Source organism: Collinsella sp. SGI.178 (assembly GCF_050313495.1).
GTDB lineage: Bacteria > Actinomycetota > Coriobacteriia > Coriobacteriales > Coriobacteriaceae > Collinsella.
Genome location: NZ_JBNPLM010000002.1, coordinates 134,733 through 151,018, shown reverse-complemented (window position 1 = coordinate 151,018; position 16,286 = coordinate 134,733). Strand labels below are relative to the sequence as shown.

Here is a 16,286-nt window from a genome sequence, read left to right as displayed (position 1 = left end):
CTTTTGGGACGGGGCTTTTTTAGCTACCCCCGCTGTCAATAGGACGAACAATCGTGATTCTGGCAGGGGTAGCTAAAAAGCCCCGTCCCAAATTAGCTACCAGGTTGACCTGTGTGTTCCATAACCTCACGACAAAATTTGGCCAATTTGGAATTTCTTCTTGCGCTCGCGTTTTTTGTCCCGTAATATATGTCCTCGCAGCACGGCAGTGCAGATGTCATGTGGCCCGTTCGTCTAGCGGTTTAGGACGCCGCCCTCTCAAGGCGGAGATCACCAGTTCGAATCTGGTACGGGCTACCACTTCTTTTCTGCTGAGGCTTATGGCCCGTTCGTCTAGCGGTTTAGGACGCCGCCCTCTCAAGGCGGAGATCACCAGTTCGAATCTGGTACGGGCTACCAAGTTTTGGATACCCGACCTTCTTTTCGAAGGTCGGGTTTTTTATTACATGCGGGCTTGTCTGTTAATCCCATTTGCCCCACAGCTTTACGTTTTGCTTATCTCCCATACGGGTACAATAGGCCAGATACATTGACGGTCAGAAGGAGCCTCATGACGGAGTCCTCTCAGCATACCCCAAAGCCTCAAGTCGATGTTTCGGGCGGCGATGACAACAAGAGCGCACGTCGTGGTGCCATCTTTATTGGCATTGTGCTGGTGGGCTATATCGTCTATTTGGTCGTGACCGGTCAGATGGGTCAGTTCTGGGCCGCCATGGCTAGCGTTCAGGCGCCGTGGCTCGCTGCCGCGTGCTTCTGCATGTTCCTATACTTGTTTTTTGGCATCGTGGCGTACGCGATTGCCGTATGGCTCGATCCCAATTCGCCTGTCGGCATCCGCGACCTCATTTCGGTCGAGGCGAGCGGCATCTTCTTTGGCAACCTGACGCCCATGATGATGGGCTCCACGCCTGCCCAGATTTATCGCCTGACCAAAGCCGGCCAAAATGTGGGCGAAGCGGGTGCCACGCAGTTCACCCGCTTTATCGTGTACCAGTTTGGTTTGGTGGCATGGGGTGCCATTCTGCTGCTCGCCCGCATGCCGTTTTTCGCCGAGCGCTATGGCGACATGACGCTGCTTTGCGTCTTTAGTTTTGGCGGCCACTGCTGCATTCTTCTCGGCATCTTTGCCGTGGCGTTGATGCCCAAGACCGTCACGCGCGTCGCACATTGTATTATCAATTGGCTCGAGCGCATGGGCGTTTCCGCTACTAAGATCGAGGGCTGGCGTACCTTTGTCGATGGCGAGATCTACTCGTTTTCCGAGAAATTCAAACTCTCTGCCGGCCATTTTTCGTCCATGCTGCTCACGGTCGTCATCACCATGTTGCAGCTGGCGTTTTTCTACCTGGTTCCGTATTTTTTGATGCTTGCCTTTGGTCAGTACGACGTTGACTTTTTCTCGGTCATGGCGGCGAGTGCTTTTGTACAGCTGTTGAGTTCCGCCGTCCCGCTGCCTGGCGGCACCGGTGGTGCCGAGGGCGGCTTCGCGCTGTTCCTGGGTCACTTTTTTGGCACGGCAGCGACTGCCGGCTATCTGCTTTGGCGTCTGATCACCTTTATCGCGCCGACCATTTTGGCCGCCCCTCTTTTGGGCCTTAAGAGCGCTCATAACGAGAGTATCCATGCGCGCTGGGACCGTATGATGTGCAAGCTCGGGCGCACTCCTCAGAAGCCTTCTGCGTCCGTTAAGGCACATCCAGCCTCTCAGGTTACCGTGGACCCCAATCAGCATGCTCAAAAGACTGCTGTGGCCTCTAAACCGGCACGGAAGACCTATGTTCGTCAGACTGGCGACGGTATCCGCGTTTCCCCTGCGGCGCTCAATAAAAAGAAGCGGCCCTAGAGCCCAGTTGGTGAGTCGTGCGTTCTTAATGATGCTCGTCATTGCGATGCTAGATGTAGGATAATCCTCTTACGTTGATTATCTCCCACTTGTACAGGAGCTATAGGTGGGCAGTTGACATGAAGGGGACACGTCTATGGCCACCACTAAACCGCGCCTTGACCGCCGCATCGTTCGCAGTCGCAATGCGATTCTTTCGGCATTCGAGCGACTGCTGATGGAAAAGCCCCTCGCCGATATTACGGTGAGCGCCATCGCGCGCGAGGCAAATGTCGACCGTAAGACCTTCTACGTGCACTTTGGCACGGTGGACGGCTTGCTCGATGCCATTGCCGTGGATGTGGTCGAGATGATTGTCGACTCAGTCGAGAAGACGCTTTCCTCTATGGTCGGTAACACCAACGAGCGAGCACTCGGAGCGGCGGCGACCTTCTTCAAAACCGTTAACGAGGCGCTGTGCAACAATTTGGTGCTCAATCGCCAGCTGATTGAAAACATTCCGCTCGACGATTTTATGACGCGCTTGCGTGTGCCGCTCGAGAACGAGATTGCCGAGCGCGACCTGCTGCCCGATGGCTTAAAGGACGAGCTGTTCGACTATTATCTGGCGTTTTTGCTTTCGGGCATTATCGGCATTTACCGCACGTGGGCACTCTCCGATGGCTCGGTGCCCATCGAGCGCATTTCGGAGGTCGCTAACAATCTGACGTTGAACGGGCTATCGAGTCTGGAATCTCGTTTCGAATAGCACTAGCGCCTTATCCCCTCCGAGTTGCGGTGAAATAAGGACTGAATAGGCCTTTTAACGGCTAAAACACTCCCTATTTCACCGCAACTCAGGGGGGGGGGATTGCATTACTGGTAGCGCAGGCACTCCACGGGGTCGAGTTTTGCGGCCCGGCGGGCGGGGTAGAAGCCAAAGATTACGCCGATGCCGACGGAGACCGCAAAGGCCAGCAGCACCGTGGCGATCGAAAAACTCGGCGTTATGGTACCGCTGGCACCGAGTTCGCCAAGCACGCCGGAACCCGCGGCGAACATCGCTAGGCCCCAGGCAAGCAGGTAGCCAATCAGGACACCTAGCAGACCGCCGGTGATGCACAGCGCCGAAGACTCGGCCAAAAACTGTGCGGTGATATCGCGACGGCTGGCACCCAAGGCTCGACGAATACCGATCTCGCGGATGCGTTCGGTCACATTGGTGAGCATCATGTTCATGATGCCGATACCGCCCACGAGCAGCGAAATGCTGGCAACAGCGCCCATGATGAGCGAAAACGCGCCCATAAAGGAGTTGAGGGCGTCGATGGCGCTTTTCATTGAGGTCGCCGACACGCTGTCATATTCATCGTCATCCGCGATGTCCTTCATGCTGCGCACCTTGGATTCAATCGTCTTGCACAGCTCATCCATGTCCGTACCCTCGACGGTGAGCGCCGTTACGCTGGGAAAAGACGGGTTCTCGTCGCCAAAGAGGCCCGAGATGGTCTCGCGCGGCATGTAGAGCGTGAGTGAGCCCATGGAGTCGCTGCCGCCGTCGATAACGCCGATAATCTGCACCTCGCCGTTCGACACCTTGATGGTCTTGCCGAGCGCGTCCTGTTCGTTGCCGTACAGCTGGTCCGCGCCGCCGCGGCTGATGAGCGCCACGCGTGCGCCAGATTGGGACTCTGCCTGGGTATAGGTGCGCCCCGCGACGAGCTTGCTGGCTCCCACTGCGTTGAGCATGTCGCTATCGACGCCCTGCGCCATGACGTTATAGCTTTTGTCACCGGACTTGTACTCGGTATAGGCACTGTCCACGATACCGATCTGCTCGATCTGCGGCACCATCTTGCGAAGCTTCTCAACGTCCGACTCGGTGAGCTCTTGCGACGAATAAATCTGCACCATACGCGCGGCGTTGAGGCCCAGGCTGTTGACCAGGCTGTTTTGGATACCGCCGATAAGCGAGGTCATGGCAATGACGGAGGCGATGCCAATAACAATGCCCAGGATGGTGAGTAGGCTGCGTCCCTTGTTGGCCTCGAGGGAGTGAAGGGCTTCTTGGATAAGGTCGCGCGTGCTCATGCCTTCACTCCTTTCGTCGGATTGGCGTGTGCGGAAATCATGGGCAGGTTATCAATGGCGCCGTGCAGGGTCTGCGGTGCGTGCGCGATGTACGCGCCGTCGTGGATTCGGCCGTCGCGAATGGTTACGGCACGGTCGGCCTCGGCGGCGATACCGGGATCATGCGTGATGAGCACAATGGTCTTGCCACGTTCCTGGAGTTTGTGGAAGGTCTCCATCACGAGCGCTCCGGTGGCGGAGTCCAGGTTTCCCGTCGGCTCGTCCGCCAGGATGATGGGCGGGTCGTTGACGAGGGCGCGCGCGATGGCAACCCTCTGCATCTGTCCGCCTGAGAGCTCGGAGATGCGGTGGTCCCAGTGGTCGACCGGCAGCGTGACGGCTTGCAGCGCATGAACGGCGCGCATCTCACGCTGAGCCCGCGGCACGTTGGTGTACGACAGCGGCAGCATGACGTTTTCGATGACCGATAGGCGCGGCAGCAGGTTAAAGCTCTGAAAGACAAAGCCGATGCTCAGGGCGCGGACTTCGGTGAGCTCGTCATCGTCGAGCTCCGCCACGTTGAGGCCCTGCAGGTAATAATCGCCTGCCGTTGGCTTGTCCAGGCAGCCCAGGATGTTCATGAGCGTTGACTTGCCCGAGCCAGAAGGGCCGGTAATGGCCACGAATTCGCCGGGATTCACTGCCAGGCTCACGTTATGCAGGATATGGGCGAAGCCGGCCTCGCTCTCAAAAATGCGATGCACGTTGCGGATGTTGATGACGGGACGCATTACAAGCCCTCGTCGGCAGACATGCTGCCAGAGTCGTCGCCGTCGGCCGTCATGCCTGCGCCGGTGTCCACGATGAGGGTGTCGCCGTCGCGCAGCTTGGTAACCGGTACGTCTGCGTTGATCTCATTGCCCTGGTCGTCGCGCTTGACCTGCGTCTTGCCGACCACGGCGTCGTTATCGTTTTGCGTGACAATGGTCACCTTCACGCGGCGCATCTCCTTGCCTTCACCGTCGGTTGCCACGTTGACGTAATAGTGCTCGCCATCCTCGGTCATGAGCGCCATGGTCGGCACCATCACCACATCGTCGAGCTGCTCGGTTACCACCGAGACCTCGGCGGTCATGCCCGGCTTGAGGCGCGCGTCGGGCGCGTCGATCAAAATATCGACGTTATAGGTCACGCTACCGCCGCCACCGTAGGTGGAGTCGGAGTTTGCCACCGAAGCGATTGTCGTGACCGTTCCCTGGCTCACGATATCGGGAAAGGCCGGATAGGTGACGTTGGCGCTCTGGCCCACTGCGATCTTGGCGATATCCTTTTCGCCCACCTGAACGGTGACCTTCATCTTGGAGAGGTCAGCGATCTGCATGCACTGCTTGCCGCCGGTCGTATCGCCTTCGCCCATAATCATGCCGCCCGTCACCGTGGCGCCGACCTTGGCGTTGAGCTCGACGATGCTGCCCGAGCTGGGCGCGGTCACGGTGCGCTCGGCGGCTTTGGCGTTGGCCTGGTCCAGGGTCGCCTGGGCTGAGGCCAGGTTACGTTGGGCGCTCGAGATGGCGCTCGTGTCGGCACTCGTGTCGGCACTCGTGTCGGCGCCGCCGCTGGCGCCACTTGCGCCTGCCGCATCTGTGTCAGTCGCCGGAGCGGCTTGGGCGGCAGCTACCGCTTTCTGCGCGTTGGCGAGGTCTTCCTGTGCCGCCGCCACCGCGCGCTGCGCCTCGGCAACGTTGCGATCGAGCTCGTCATTTTTAATGGTCATGAGCACATCGCCCTCGTTAACGGACTGGCCGGCTGATACGTTGATCGATGCCACCGTGCCGTCGACAGAAGGGGAGACCACCGAAGCCGAGATAGGCTTGAGCTGGCCTTTAGCCTCGACGGTGGTCGTAAATGTACCCTCGGTGACCATGTCGGTCACCGGCCCGTTGGTACCTGCGGGCCGTGCGTTGATGACGAAGGTTACGACTACGGCGATGAGCACAGTGGCGGCCACGACGCCGGCCGCAATGCCGCGTCGGATGAGCTTTTTGCGCCGACGCTCGGCACGCTTCGCCTTGAGCTTGGCGTAGGCCTCTTCGTCAGAAATCTCGGTTGCATCGCTTGTGCTGCCGTTTTGCTGTGTGGCGCGCACGTTTGTTATGAGGGGAAGCGTTTCGGTGGCACCCTCGGGCGCTCGCTCGGTATCATTCGGTCCCGGGGTGATGGTGGGGACATTCGACATAGCGTATCCTTTATAGAAAGTTCTTCGATAAGTATATGCGCCCGTCGCGAGAAGCGGGCGCATATGGCGGATTCTTTCGGAACTGTTAGATTGGAGCGTCAGTTCCCCGTTGTGCGAAGGCGTGTTTCCCTACGAGTGCACGACCACGCATAGGCCGACGCTGATGCAGTCGTGGAGTGCCTTGGCATCGGCCAGACGCAAGTTGATGCAACCGTGGCTGCCGCACCATTTGTACGAATTTGGGTCGTCAAAGCTCTGATCGTTTTGCCATGTCGCATCATGGAAACCAACCATGTTGCCTTCAAACGGCATCCAATATGACACGGGGCTTTCGTATTTTGGTTTTCCGGTCTTTGGGTCTTTGGCACCGATGAGCTTGCTTGCGCCGTCATTGCTATTGATCTGCCAAACGCCCTCGGGGGTGGCATCCTCTCCCGGTTTGCCCGAGATAAAGTTGGCCTCCCAAACGATATTACCGTTCTCGTCATAGTAGCGCGCGTGCTGCTCGGACAGGTCGACGTCGATATACGCCTTCCAGTCGGGCTCTCCCTTTGCGGTATAGGTGTCGGCCTTCTGGGAGTACTTAATCTCGATTTCGCCGGTCTGCTTGTTGTTAATGGCGTCCTCGACCTGCTTGGCGAGTGCGTCGCTATCGACGGACCAGCCAAAGTCACCGCCCTCGACGGCACATTCTTTGCCGTCGGCACGCGTCCACCAGCGGGTGGTGCCCACGGTATTAAAGCCGTTGGCGAGCTCGGCTGCCCAGCTACCGATCTGCGACGTATCGAGTGTGGGGTTGGCCGGATCGGCAAAGCTGATCCACTGCAACACGGAGCTGCCGTCGACCTTGCCGGCATCCTCACCGTTGAGCTTGAGGGTCACGTTGACGCCCAAGAAGTTGTTGGCGGCATCGCATGCGGCCTGAATCTGATCATTGGTCAGCGTTTCATTGAGCGGCTCATAGGCATCGTTGCCGAGCTTGGAAAGATCTACGGTCTCGGCCAGCGAGGCAAGCTCGAGCTCGGCATACTTAATGACATGCTCGCGGTTGAGTTTTTCGTTGGAGCGCGCCTTCTCGACGGTAAACTTGCCGGCTTGCTCGTCATAGGAGCTATTGGCCTCGAACGTGCCCGAACGGCCCTCGTTAAACTCGTCAATGGCGGCGCCCAGATCCTCCTCAAACTTGTTTTGGTCAAAGGTGTCAGAGAGCATGGACAGGTCGACGTCTTGTTCAAGATCGACTTCGTTGGAGGTAGCGGTTGTTTTGGTCTTGCCGCTTAAGGATTCCACAAGGCGGACCGGCCATATAAAGGCTTCGTTGCGGCTGATGATTTCTTTTGCGGCAGCTTCGCCGTCGACGATGGGTTCATCGGACTCGGGCTGATAGGTCCAGTTAAAGTCATCGCCTGTCACGGTGAGCTTATAGTGCTTCCATGCCGAGTTGACCTTAGTGGCAGCAGACGAAGCGTTGGAGAACGAGACGTCGACGCCGGCAATGGTGGTGTTGGGGTAGGCTACCTGCGAAAATGCGACAACGCCAACAATGTAAACGACAACAATGAGGCCCAGAGCAACGAAAAGGGTCATTTTCGCCCCGGATTTTTTCCCGTTGGCGTGGTTCTCTGACCCACGGGGGCCCTTGTGATGGTTTTGCGTTTGTGAAGGCGCGTGCTTAGTCGCTTTATTGCTCTGACGCTGCTGATACGCATGAGGGTTCTGTCGCTGTGAGGTGTTTCCCGAACCATGCTTTGTGCTACGCGTTGGCGTAATGGGCCGCGGCGACTGGACGCCGTCGGTAGGCCTAGAAGGCTGTTTAGGATCGGGAATCAGTTGGGTGCGGTCGTTTTGCGACATCGTATGCATATCCTTCGAGTTTCGCCTTGCGGCTCATCGTGTTTTTACTGGGCTTGCATTATAGCGATTACCTAGTTGTTTGTGGTATTGAAACGGTGGCATTGGCAAGAGGTTGGACATTTGTCCCACCTCTTGTTTTGGACTGTTCTTTATCCGCACACGCCGCATTTAGCGCAAGCCGAAAGTGCAGCGGGAGCTTGTGCGATGCCGCCCTTTGCCGTCTCGCGCAGCGTGGCCGGCAGCGCGTGGCCCACCGAGAGCATGACGTGTGCCATCTGGTCAAACGGCACCAGGCTCTTAATGCCGGCAAGGGCGAGCTGCGCCGAGCTAAATGCGGCCGCCACGCCAATCGCGTTGCGGTTTTGGCATGGCACTTCGACAAGGCCGCCCACGGGATCGCATACAAGACCAAGCAGATTGCTCAGTGCGATAGAGCTAGCGTCGAGTGCCTGCTCGGGCGTGCCTCCCAGCATCTGGACGAGCGCGGCAGCGGCCATGGCGGCGGCGCTGCCCACCTCGGCCTGACATCCGCCTTCGGCACCGGCGACGCAGGCACTTGTGGTGAGGTTGAGACCAATCGCGGCAGAGCAGTAGAGTGCGTCCATGACCTGTTCGTCATCGAGCTGTAGATGGTCGGCGAGCGCCAACACGCAGCCGGGCACGACGCCCGCAGATCCGGCCGTGGGGGCGGCGACGATGACGCCCATGGTGGCAGAGCGCTCAAGCACAGCCATGGCGCGGGCTACGGCTACGGTTTGGACGGCGCCCATCAGGTTTGTACTCAGATCGTTGCGGCATGTGGCGTCGACGAGTTTTGCCTCGCCGCCGATAAGCCCGCCGAGCGAGCGCTGCGGTGCGGCGATGGGCGCCGTTGTCTCCTCGCGCATGACCTCGAGTACGCGGCGCATGGCGGCGACGGCGTGCTGCTCGCCGGTCAGGCGGGCTTCGCGTACGGCCATGACGGCGCCAATGTTGAGGCCCAGTTCGGCGCAGGCGTCGAGGAGCTGTTCGCCATCGTCGAAGATTTCCTTGGCGGAAACGCCGGGGGAGAGCGATGAGGCCGAGCCGGGAAGCTCAATGAAGGTGGCGTAATCGACATGGTCGAGCATGCGTAGCATGGGAACGACGATGTCATCGGGGGTGCCGTCGGTCTCAAAGACGGAATAAGCTTGGCCGCCTACCTCGGTGCGGTAGGTGCGGCAGAAGGCAATGTTTACGTGTGCGTAGGCGAGCTGGTTCGTGAGCGCGGCGAGAACGCCGGGGACATCCTGGTGCGCCACAAACAGGGTGGAATACATGCCCGAGATATCAACGCCGACGCCGTTGATGCGGCTGATGCGCATCTTGCCGCCGCCAAGGCTCTCGCCACGGACCTGCGCCGTGGCGCCCGTGTCATCGACCATGTCGATGTCGACGGTGTTTGGGTGGATGGAGGCGTCGTCGCCCTTAATGTCAAAGTGATAGCTGAGGCCCCGCTCGCGCGCGAGGTCAAAGGCCTGCTTGATGTTTTCGTCGTCGGTGTCGAGGCCCAAGATGCCCGCGACGAGTGCGCGGTCGGTGCCATGGCCGCGGTAGGTGTGGGCAAAGGAGTTCCACAGGCCAAAGGTGACCTTGGTGATGCGGCCTTCCAGCAGACTGGCGGCAACTTGGGCGCAACGCAGGGCGCCGGCGGTGTGCGATGAGCTGGGGCCGACCATGATGGGGCCCAAGATCTCGAATGCCGAGGTCGTAGCTAGTGTTTGCGGCTTGCCTGCCATGGCTGCTCCTTCTCTATCTCGTCGTCCCGAGGGGCGGGGCATAAGGTCGCCTGCTCGGACAGTCCTGCTCGCACGGAGAGCACATTAAGTGCTCTCCGGCTCGTGCGGAACTCGCGATCGACCAAATATTAAAGTCCTCGGAACTTAGGATACATGGTTGGAGTCGCTCTGCTGCAAAATTTATCGGCCTGTGACCTATTCCATGTCCCAGGTCGGCTCATCTTCACCACCGTTCAAACAAAAAAGAGGTACCGGTTGTTCCGGTACCTCTTTTTGGTGCGTTTTTATTTGGCTGTGGCTTTTCTCGTTAGCTTACAGGCCGCAGGCTGCTTTGAGTTCGTCGATGCGGTCCGTTTTCTCCCAGGTAAAGTCGGCGTCTTCGCGGCCAAAGTGACCGTAGGCTGCCGTCTTTTCATAGATAGGGCGACGCAGGTCCAGGTCGCGGATGATTGCGCCCGGGCGCAGGTCAAAGGTCTTCTCCACGGCCTCGACGATCTTGTCCTCGGCAATATGCGCGGTGCCAAAGGTGTCGACCATGATCGACAGCGGCTTGGACACGCCGATGGCGTAGGCCAGCTCGACCTCGCAGCGATCGGCCAGACCGGCGGCGACTACGTTCTTGGCGACCCAGCGAGCGGCGTACGCGGCAGAGCGGTCGACCTTGGTGCAGTCCTTGCCGCTAAAGGCGCCGCCGCCGTGACGGCCGTAGCCACCGTAGGTGTCGACGATGATCTTGCGGCCGGTCAGGCCCGTGTCGCCCATGGGGCCGCCCACGACAAAGCGTCCGGTGGGGTTCACATAGATATCGGCGCCATCCCACGGCATGTTCTCGGCATCCATGACGGGTGCGATGACATGCTCGATGAGGTCGGCCTTGATCTTGCCCATGTCCTCAACTTCGGCAGCATGCTGCGTGGAGATGACGATGGTTGTGGCCTCCACGGGCTTTCCGTCCTCGTAGCGCACGGTGACCTGGGTCTTGCCGTCGGGGCGCAGATAGGGCAGGGTGCCGTCGTGGCGCACGGCGGACAGGCGTTCCGCCAGGCGGCTTGCCAGGTAGTGCGGCATGGGCATGAGGGTCTTGGTCTCGTTGGAGGCGTAGCCAAACATCATGCCCTGGTCGCCGGCACCGATCAGGTCGATCGGGTCGGTGGTAGCGCCGGTCTGGGTCTCAAATGACTCGTCGACGCCCTGGGCGATATCGGGCGACTGCTCGTGGATGAGGCTCATGACGCCGCAGGTATCGCAGTCAAAGCCAAACTTGGCGCGGTTGTAGCCGATGCGGCGGATGACGCCACGGGCGATTTCCTGCACGTCGACGTATGCCTGGGTGCGAATCTCTCCGGCGACGATGACGGTGCCGGTGGTCACGAGGGTCTCGCAGGCGCAGCGGACGTTTTCCACGTTGGCGGGCACGCCGTTGGGCGCAATATAGCCCTGCTCCTGCAGCTCTATTTCTTTGGCGAGGATTGCGTCGAGGACGGCATCGCTGATCTGGTCGGCGATCTTATCGGGATGGCCTTCGGTCACCGACTCCGACGTAAACACAAAAGACCCCTGCTGGGGCGGGATGGAACGAAGCTCTTCTGACATGATTGTCCTTTCGAATAACGTGTCCCAGCGACCGTTACCATTCCGCTGGGCTCTGTATGCAGGGGCACATCATAGCGCGTAAATCCAACATTCACACCCTTTCCGCACCTACTCATAAGGTAGCTATTTTGGGACGGGGCTTTTTTAGCTACCCCGGCTGATTGTTTGCTGGTTTAGCCGATAGCCTGCCGGGGCAGCTAAAAAAGCCCCGTCCCAAATTAGCTACCCGGCTTCGATGACTGGGTCGGTGCCCTTTGTGCGGAGGTGGGCGTTGTTGTTTTATACTGGTGCGGTTAGACATCCATCCTGCAATCGAGGAGATTTCCATGGCATCAGACGTTCGCGTCCGCTTTGCACCCTCACCGACGGGCAAGCTGCACATCGGCGGCGCCCGCACCGCTATCTATAACTGGGCTTTTGCCCGCGCAAACGGCGGCACGTTCATCCTGCGCATCGACGACACCGATCCCACCCGCTCTACCGACGAGAACACGCAGATCATTCTGCGCGCTATGCGTTGGCTGGGCCTGGACTGGGATGAGGGCCCCGAGGTTGGCGGCGACTTTGGCCCCTATGCCCAGACCGAGCGCCTGGACCTGTACAAGCAGGCCGCCCAGAAGCTTTGGGACGAGGGCAAGGCCTATCCCTGCTTCTGCACCAAGGAGCAGCTCGAGGCCGACCGTAAGGCCGCCCAGGAGCGTAAAGACCCCTTCCAGGGTTATCAGCGCCGCTGTCGCGATCTCGATCCCGAGGAGGCACGCCGCCGCATCGAGGCCGGCGAGCCCTACGTCCTTCGCATCAAGGTGCCCGAGGACCGCGGCGATGTCGTCATCCACGACGCCGTCCACGGCGAGGTGACCTTCGACGCCAAGGAGCTCGACGACTTTGTCATCTTCCGCTCCGATGGCACGCCCACGTATAACTTCGCGACTGTCGTCGACGACGCCATGATGAAGATCACCCATGTCATCCGCGGCGACGACCATCTGTCCAACACCCCGCGCCAGGTCATGGTTTACGAGGCCCTCGGCGCGCCCGTTCCCACGTTCGCCCACATCTCCATGATCTTGGGTGCCGACGGCAAAAAGCTCTCTAAACGCCACGGCGCCACCTCGGTGGAGGAGTACCGCGACGCCGGCTACCTGTCCGACGCGTTCGTTAACTACTTGGCGCTGCTCGGCTGGTCGCTCGACGGCGAGACCACGATCATCCCCCGCGATGTCCTGGCCAGCAAGTTCTCGCTCGACCGTATTTCCAAGAACCCGGCGACCTTCGACCCCAAAAAGCTCGACTGGGTCAATGCCGAGTATATCAACAACATGTCCGACGCCCAGTTTGCCGACGAGATCATGGTCCCTGAGCTGCACGAGGCCGGCATGATCGAGGGTAACATCGAGTACGGCGAGGACTGGATCGACGCGCTTGCCGCCATCGTCAAGCCGCGCACCAAGATGCCGGCCGACGCCGTGACCGTCGCCGCTCCCATCTTTGCCACGGCCGAGACGCTCGAGTATGACGAGAAGTCTGTCAACAAGGGTCTGGCCAAGGAAGGCATGGGCGCCATTCTGGATGCCGCCAAGGCCGCGCTCGAGGGCGTGGATGAGTGGACGGCTGCCAACATCGACGCCGCGCTTGAGCCGCTGCCCGAGCAGATGGACCTCAAGAAGCGCGTGGTGTTCCAAGCTGTGCGCGTCGCCGTCTGCGGTAACATGGTGAGCCCCCCGCTGGGCGAGACCATGGCGCTCGTCGGCCGCGGCGACTGCCTGGCGCGTATCGACCGCGCCCGTACGATGGCGCTGTAGCAGCTGCGTAAACGCATGTATCCGAGCCCCGTTCACCTGAGCGGGGCTCTTGTTTCTAAAGACGTATGGGATGGGAGGTACAGAGACCATGGCCGAGCAACTGTCGCTGTTTGGTTCGCCGGAACCGGATGAAGCTCCGAGGTCCGCGGCCCCTGCCGCCGCCCCGGCGCAGCCCGGTCTCGCACCCGAACCCCTCTCCGCCTACGCGAGCGTGGTCCTCGACATCCCGACCCGTGCGCTCTCCGAGCCATTCGACTACGGCATCCCGCAGTCCCTTGCCAACGATGCCCAGATTGGATCCACGGTCCTGGTCCACTTTGGCAACCGTGCGGCCGCGGGCTATATCGTCGACATCGCGCCCGAGCTGGGCGACCTGCAAGGCAACGACACCCTCGACCCCTTGCGCATCAAGCCCATCGAGGCCATCCTCAGCAAGCCGCTCTTTACCGCCGAGGCTGCACGCATTGCGCGCTGGATGAGCCACGAGTACGTCGCGACGCTTTCCGAGTGCCTGCGTCTGTTCTTGCCTCCGGGCGGCAGTCCGCGTGTCGTGAAGGGCGATGACGGCGTGTGGACCGTTGAGCGCCCCGCCGTAAAACCCATCCAAAACCGTTGGGTCATGCTCACGCCCGAGGGTTTCGACTACACGCCGCCCAAGACAGCGGTCCGTCAGCGTCAGCTCATCGACGCGCTCCAATGCGGCCCGGTCACGACGCGCGACCTCAACCTGCTCTACAACAGCATGTCGGCGACCATTAAAGCGCTCGAAAAACGCGGCGTCGTGGTGGTGGAGGAGCGCCGCGCCTGGCGTGGGTGTAGCGAGCAGACCACGTTGTCCTCGGCAAGCGGCAAGGCACCGGTCTCTCTCACCAACGGCCAGCAGCAGGCGCTCGCGCAGATTGAACGCGCCCGCCTTGATGCCCATGGCGACGTGGTCCTTGTCGATGGCGTCACCGGTTCCGGCAAAACCGAGGTTTACCTTTCGGCTATTGAGCGCGTGCTGGCGGCCGGCCGTTCGGCCTGCGTACTCGTGCCCGAGATCTCGCTGACGGCCCAGACCGTCGGCCGCTTCCGCTCGCGCTTTGGCGAGACGGTCGCGGTCTTCCACTCGCGTCTTTCGGCCGGCGAGCGTCTGGACCAGTGGGATATGGTTGCCAGCGGTGCCGCGCGCGTGGTCGTGGGCGCCCGCTCGGCGCTCTTTTGCCCGCTCAGCGATCTTGGTCTCATCATCATCGACGAGGAGCACGAGACCAGCTACAAGCAGGGCTCCAGCCCGCGCTACCATGCGCGCGAGGTGGCTGCCGAGATGGCGCGCCGCTATCGGTGCCCGCTCGTGTTGGGCTCCGCCACGCCCTCGGCCGAGGCCCTCGACCGCTGTCGCCGCGGTATGTACAACGGTGCCACCTGGACGCGCGTCGAGATGCCCGAGCGCCCGGGACACGCCGTGCTGCCCACGGTCCGCATTGCCGATCTGCGCCGCGAGTTCGCGCACGGCAGCCGCTCCATGTTCTCTAAACCGCTGATGGAAGGCCTGGAACGCGTGGTCGAGCGCCGCGAGAAGGCCGTACTGCTGCACAACCGCCGCGGTTTTGCGCCGTTTTTGATGTGCCGTGAGTGCGGCTGCGTCCCCACCTGCAACCACTGTTCTACCGCGCTCACGTACCACGAGCGCACGCACACGCTGCAGTGCCACACCTGCGGATCGTCTTGGCGCGTGCAGCCCTATCCTGCGCCCACGAGTCGTTGTCCCAAGTGCGGCAGCCGCTACCTGGCAAAAATGGGCCTGGGTACGCAGCAGATCGAGGACGCCCTACACCAGATGCTGCCCGAGGATGTCGCCATCATTCGTATGGACGCCGATTCCACACGCGGCAAGGATGCGCACAAAAAACTACTCGAGCAGTTCGATGCCGCCGATTGTGCGGTGCTGCTGGGTACCCAGATGATTGCCAAGGGCCTCGATTTTCCCGAGGTCACGCTCGTGGGCGTGGTCAATGCCGACTTTGCGTTAAAGCTGCCCGATTTTAGGGCGGGGGAGCGCGCCTACGATTTGCTAGAACAGGTCGCCGGCCGCGCCGGTCGCGGCGATCGTCCCGGCGAGGTTATCATCCAGACGTATCTGCCCGAGGACCCGGTCATTCGCGCCGTCGCAGAGCACGACCGCTCGATCTTTACCGACTACGACCTGGACCAGCGCCGAGACGCGCTGTACCCGCCTTTCGTGCGTCTTGTCAACATCTTGGTGTGGTCGGCGAATCGTGATAATGCGCAGGACTACATTGGGCGCATCGCAAAGCTTCTCAAGCGCCGCTGGCATGCCGCTGCTCCTGACTTTTTGCGGGCTGGAAGTGTCGTGCCGCAGGTGCTGGGCCCCGCTTCGTGTGTAATCGAGAGAGCCAAAGACCGTTATCGCTTCCATCTGCTTGTTAAGTCGCCGGTAGGGTACCATGTCTCTGATGATATCGACGCCTGCCTCAAAGAGGTGGGCTCCGTGCGCGGCGTGAGCGTGAGCGTTGACGTCGATGCCTATGATTTGCTGTAACAACCCGAAAGGATGGCCATGGAAGCCAACGGAATCGTACTTTCGCCCGACCCTCGTTTGCGCCAGGAGTGCGCCGTCATCGAGGAGATCACCCCGGCGATCGAGGCGCTTGCCGAGAAGATGAAGAAGATGATGTTCGACAACGGCGGTTGCGGTCTGGCTGCCCCGCAGATCGGCGAGCTCATCCAACTCGTTACCATCGACTGCGACTACACCGACAAGAACGACTATGATCCCTACGTGCTCATCAACCCTGTCATTGTTGAGCAGAGCGACCATCTGGTGCCGTTTAGCGAGGGCTGCTTGTCTATCCCTGGCATTAGCTGCGAGATCGAGCGTCCCGACCATGTCGTTGTCGAGGCATACGATCTGGACGCCAACCTGATTCGCTATGAGGCCTCGGGCGACCTGTTCTGCGTGTGCCTGCAGCACGAGATCGATCACCTGCACGGCAACACCATGTTCGAGCGACTCAAGCCGATGCAGCGCATCAAGGCCGTCAAGGAGTACCAGGACGCTCTGGCCCGCGGCGCTCGACCGGGCGAGACGGAGTAGGTCCCACCGTCCCCTTCCGCCGCAGGGCTTAGGTTTTGCTCCATGCTCAAACAGT

At 60.5% G+C, this 16,286-nt stretch carries 11 protein-coding genes and 2 tRNA genes; 7 read left to right on the top strand and 6 right to left on the bottom strand.

Going from position 1 to position 16,286, the window contains the following annotated elements; translation table 11 throughout:
- The first annotated feature begins 223 nt into the window (after positions 1-223).
- The 4 genes from ACQRAQ_RS01450 to ACQRAQ_RS01435 all read left to right on the top strand — a co-directional run bounded on the left by ACQRAQ_RS01450 (position 224) and on the right by ACQRAQ_RS01435 (position 2,591).
- Positions 224-300, top strand: a tRNA-Glu gene (locus tag ACQRAQ_RS01450).
- 22 nt (positions 301-322) lie between these two features.
- Positions 323-399, top strand: a tRNA-Glu gene (locus ACQRAQ_RS01445).
- Between the two features lie 151 nt (positions 400-550).
- On the top strand, positions 551-1,843 hold the full coding sequence (locus ACQRAQ_RS01440) for a lysylphosphatidylglycerol synthase transmembrane domain-containing protein (RefSeq protein WP_427793548.1): 1,293 nt from the start codon (positions 551-553) through the stop codon (positions 1,841-1,843).
- Positions 1,844-1,979: 136 nt separating this feature from the next.
- Positions 1,980-2,591, top strand: a complete 612-nt coding sequence (locus ACQRAQ_RS01435) for a TetR/AcrR family transcriptional regulator (RefSeq protein ID WP_427793547.1) — start codon at positions 1,980-1,982, stop codon at positions 2,589-2,591.
- Between the two features lie 107 nt (positions 2,592-2,698).
- Here ACQRAQ_RS01435 and ACQRAQ_RS01430 read toward each other — a convergent pair whose 3' ends face one another.
- The 6 genes from ACQRAQ_RS01430 to metK all read right to left on the bottom strand — a co-directional run bounded on the left by ACQRAQ_RS01430 (position 2,699) and on the right by metK (position 11,332).
- Positions 2,699-3,913, bottom strand: a complete 1,215-nt coding sequence (locus ACQRAQ_RS01430; RefSeq protein ID WP_427793545.1) for an ABC transporter permease — start codon at positions 3,911-3,913, stop codon at positions 2,699-2,701.
- On the bottom strand, positions 3,910-4,683 hold the full coding sequence (locus tag ACQRAQ_RS01425) for an ABC transporter ATP-binding protein (protein ID WP_427793543.1): 774 nt from the start codon (positions 4,681-4,683) through the stop codon (positions 3,910-3,912). Before ACQRAQ_RS01425 ends, ACQRAQ_RS01430 begins: the two co-directional genes overlap by 4 nt.
- The gene (locus ACQRAQ_RS01420) at positions 4,683-6,128 is read right to left on the bottom strand and encodes an efflux RND transporter periplasmic adaptor subunit (protein WP_427793541.1); all 1,446 of its coding nucleotides are present in this window, start codon (positions 6,126-6,128) and stop codon (positions 4,683-4,685) included. Before ACQRAQ_RS01420 ends, ACQRAQ_RS01425 begins: the two co-directional genes overlap by 1 nt.
- A 129-nt stretch (positions 6,129-6,257) precedes the next feature.
- Positions 6,258-7,715 carry a L,D-transpeptidase gene (locus ACQRAQ_RS01415; protein WP_427793539.1) on the bottom strand — a complete coding sequence of 486 codons (1,458 nt, stop codon included), beginning with the start codon at positions 7,713-7,715 and terminating at the stop codon, positions 6,258-6,260.
- A 416-nt stretch (positions 7,716-8,131) separates the two neighbouring features.
- Complete coding sequence (sdaAA, locus tag ACQRAQ_RS01410; RefSeq protein WP_427793538.1) at positions 8,132-9,739, bottom strand: L-serine ammonia-lyase, iron-sulfur-dependent, subunit alpha; 1,608 nt, start codon at positions 9,737-9,739, stop codon at positions 8,132-8,134.
- 312 nt (positions 9,740-10,051) lie between these two features.
- A complete protein-coding gene (gene metK / locus ACQRAQ_RS01405) occupies positions 10,052-11,332 on the bottom strand; it encodes a methionine adenosyltransferase (RefSeq protein WP_427793536.1) in 1,281 nt (426 codons plus the stop codon).
- Positions 11,333-11,658: 326 nt separating this feature from the next.
- Here metK and gltX point away from each other — a divergent pair, with 326 nt between their 5' ends.
- From gltX to def, 3 genes are all read left to right on the top strand, one after another.
- Positions 11,659-13,134: a glutamate--tRNA ligase gene (gltX, locus tag ACQRAQ_RS01400; RefSeq protein WP_427793535.1), complete on the top strand. Its 1,476-nt coding sequence runs from the start codon at positions 11,659-11,661 to the stop codon at positions 13,132-13,134.
- Positions 13,135-13,204: 70 nt separating this feature from the next.
- Positions 13,205-15,676: a replication restart helicase PriA gene (priA, locus tag ACQRAQ_RS01395; RefSeq protein WP_427793534.1), complete on the top strand. Its 2,472-nt coding sequence runs from the start codon at positions 13,205-13,207 to the stop codon at positions 15,674-15,676.
- Positions 15,677-15,694: 18 nt separating this feature from the next.
- A complete protein-coding gene (def, locus tag ACQRAQ_RS01390; protein WP_118449363.1) occupies positions 15,695-16,231 on the top strand; it encodes a peptide deformylase in 537 nt (178 codons plus the stop codon).
- Positions 16,232-16,286: the final 55 nt, after the last annotated feature.